Origin of the sequence: Pseudomonas sp. A-1 (assembly GCF_004801855.1) — a bacterium.
GTDB lineage: Bacteria > Pseudomonadota > Gammaproteobacteria > Pseudomonadales > Pseudomonadaceae > Geopseudomonas.
The window spans coordinates 1-1234 of sequence record NZ_SSTC01000212.1; the positions used below are offsets into that span (position 1 = coordinate 1).

At 69.9% G+C, this 1234-nt stretch carries 1 protein-coding gene; it reads right to left on the bottom strand.

The window, feature by feature from the left end; translation table 11 throughout:
- Positions 1–253: 253 nt before the first annotated feature.
- A partial coding sequence (gene cydB / locus E5198_RS21190) for a cytochrome d ubiquinol oxidase subunit II (RefSeq protein ID WP_136491865.1) occupies positions 254–1234 on the bottom strand: 981 nt, incomplete at its 5' end.

The window sequence follows — 1234 nt, forward strand, 5'->3', positions numbered from 1 at the left end:
CGAAGTACCACATCTGTCGTTCTCCTTGGCCCAGGTGGGCACTGATCGAGTAGGGTGCGCCGTGCGCACCGGAAAACCACCGTGGCCCCATGGTGCGCATGGCGCACCCTAAGGCCTCGGCTGCAGCTCCAGGGCACGGAGCGTCGCCGCTCCGGCACGTCTTGTCGTAGGGTGCGCCGTGCGCACCGGGAAACTCGCCGTGGCCCCATGGTGCGCATGGCGCACCCTACGACCTCGGCTGCAGTTCGCGGCCTCAGTACAGCCCGTGCGGGTTGGCCTCGATGGTCTTGTCGGTCAGCCGGCCCCACATGCGCAGGTAGCTCCACAGGGTGTAGGCAAGGATCAGCGGCACGAAGATGCCCGCCACCACCAGCATGATGCCCAGGGTCTTGCGGCTGGATACCGCGTCCCACACGGTCAGGCTCGACGCCGGGTCGAGCGTCGAGGGCAGCACGAAGGGGAACAGCGCGAAGCCGGCGGTGCAGATGGTGCCGACGATGGCCAGGCTGCTGCCGAGGAAGGCCACGCCGCCGCGGTTGAGCTGCGCCCCCAGCGCGGCGAGCAGCCCGCCGGCGATGCCCAGCAGGGGCGCGGCCTGGGTCAGCGGGTAGAGCTGGTAGTTGGCCAGCCAGCCGCTGTTGTCCAGGCTCACCTGCTTGTGCAGCGGGTTGAGCGCCGCGCCCAGGTCACTGAAGCCGCCGACCAGGCTGAAGCCCTGGATGCCGCTGACCAGCCAGCCGCCGGCGGCGACGAAGGTCAGCAGGAAAACCAGCGCGCACAGCCGGGTGGCCAGCCGCGAGCGCTGCTGCAGGTCGGCATCGGTGCGCAGCATCAGCCAGGCGCCGCCGTGGGCGCAGAGCATGCTCAGGCTGACCAGCCCGGCGAGCAGGGCGAACGGGTGCAGCAGGGCGAAGAACGAACCCTCGTAGGACGGCCGCATCAGCTCGTCGAGGCGGAACGGCAGGCCGAGGAACAGGTTGCCGAAGGCCACGCCGAACAGCAGCGCAGGCAGAGCGCCGCCGACGAACAGCGCCCAGTCCCAGGCGCTGCGCCACTGCTGGCTCTCCAGCTTGCTGCGGTAGTCGAAGCCCACCGGACGGCAGAACAGGCCGAACAGCACCAGCAGCATCGCCCAGTACAGTCCGGAGAAGGCGGTGGCGTAGACCATCGGCCAGGCGGCGAACAGCGCGCCGCCGGCGGTGATGAACCACACCTGGTTGCCGTCCCAGTGCGG